The sequence below is a fragment of the Thauera butanivorans NBRC 103042 genome (assembly GCF_001591165.1).
In the GTDB taxonomy this organism is placed as follows: domain Bacteria; phylum Pseudomonadota; class Gammaproteobacteria; order Burkholderiales; family Rhodocyclaceae; genus Thauera; species Thauera butanivorans.
Genome location: NZ_BCUG01000120.1, coordinates 1 through 1862 on the forward strand (window position 1 = coordinate 1; position 1862 = coordinate 1862).

1 protein-coding gene is annotated in these 1862 nt (G+C 66.4%); it reads right to left on the minus strand.

Translation table 11 applies throughout. From position 1 onward, the window contains the following. Nucleotides 1-38: 38 nt before the first annotated feature. Entirely contained in the window at nucleotides 39-1862 is a 1824-nt protein-coding gene (gene xsc / locus TBU01S_RS22590) for a sulfoacetaldehyde acetyltransferase (RefSeq protein ID WP_068639724.1), read from the minus strand.

Consider the following 1862-nt stretch of genomic DNA (forward strand, 5'->3'; position numbering starts at 1 on the left):
CCCTTTCGGGCGGGGTTTGTTTCACGGCGCGTTGCCGCTCAGACGTAGTCCTTGTACTTGTCCAGGAAGCGCACCGGCTTGGAGAGCGCGTCGCGGCGGAACGGATCGCCCAGCTCGCGCGTGCACATGATCTCGATGATCGTCGTCTTGCCCTCGTTCATCTGCAGCTCGATCGCCTTCTTCAGCGCCGGACCCACGTCCTCCAGACGATCCACCGTGATCCCTTCCGCACCCATCGCCCGCGCGATCTCCGCAAAGCTCTGGTTGTCCAGCTCGCCCGCGACGAAGCGGCGGTTGTAGAAGTCCACCTGGTTCTTCTTCTCCGCGCCCCACTGACGGTTGTGGAACACCACCGCCGTCACCGGGATGTTGTGACGCACGCAGGTCATCGTCTCCATCAGGCTCATGCCCCACGCACCATCGCCCGCGTACGACACCGCCGGACGGTGCGGCGCCGCCACCTTCGCGCCGATGATCGTCGGGAACGCGTAGCCGCAGTTGCCGAAGCTCATCGCCGCGAAGAAGCTCCTCGGCTTCTCGAACCGAAGGTAGCTGTTGGCCACCGAGTTGATGTTGCCGATGTCCGTCGACACCATCACGTCTTCGGGCATCGCCTTTTCCAGCTCGCGCAGCACCTGGCGCGGGTGCAGGTATTCTCCGCCCGAGAACGGCTTTTCCTTCGCGTTCTCTTCGATCATGTCCAGGCTGAACGGGTCGCGCTCGTGCGTCCATTCGTCCAGTTCCTTTTCCCACGCCGCTTTCTCGGCCGCCACCTTGGCCGCGCGCTCGGCCTTGCTCGCATCGCACTCGAGCGTGCGGTTCGCCAGCCGCGACGTCAGCGCCACCGCCGCCGCCTTGGCGTCGCCGCAGATGCCCACCGAGATCTTCTTCACCAGGCCCAGCATCTTGTTGTCCGCGTCGATCTGGATGATCTTGGCGTTCTTCGGCCAGTAGTCCATGCCGTGCTGCGGCAGCGTGCCGAAGGGCCCCAGCCGCGAACCGAGCGCCACCACCACGTCGGCCTGGCTCATCAGCTTCATCGCCGCCTTCGAGCCCTGGTAGCCCAGCGGGCCGCACCACAGCGGGTGGCTCGCCGGGAACGAGTCGTTGTGCAGGTAGCTGTTGACCACCGGCGCGCCCAGACGCTCGGCCAGCGCCTTGCATTCCTCGACCGCGTCGGCCATCACCACGCCGCCGCCCGAGATGATCACCGGGAACTTCGCTTTCGCCAGCAGCTCGGCCGCTTCGTCCAGGCTGTGCTCGCCGCCCGCGCCGCGGTCCAGCCGCGCTGGCTTCGGAATCTCGCAGGTGATCTCGCCGTAGAAGTAGTCGCGCGGGATGTTCAACTGCGTCGGGCCCATTTCGCTCATCGCCCGGTCGAAGCAGCGACCGGTGTATTCGGCCATCCGCGCCGGGTGCGTGACGTGGCCCTGGTACTTCGTGAACTCCTGGAACATCGGCAGCTGCTTGCATTCCTGGAAGCCGCCCAGCCCCATCGTCATCGTCCCCGTCTCCGGCGTCACGATCACCACCGGGCTGTGCGCCCAGTACGCCGCGCCGATCGCCGTCACGCAGTTGCTGATCCCCGGGCCGTTCTGGCCGATCACCACGCCGTGCCGGCCCGACACCCGCGCGTAGCCGTCGGCCATGTGGCCCGCGCCCTGCTCGTGCACCACCGGGATCAGACGGATCCCCGCCGGCGCGAAAATGTCCATCGCGTCCATGAACGCCGAGCCCATGATCCCGAACATGTCGGTCACGCCGTTCGACACCAGCGTCTCGACGAACGCCTCCGACGGCGTCATCTTGGTCGGACCGCTCGGAATCGTGCGGCCATCGGAAAGGGATTGCGGCTGGCTCAT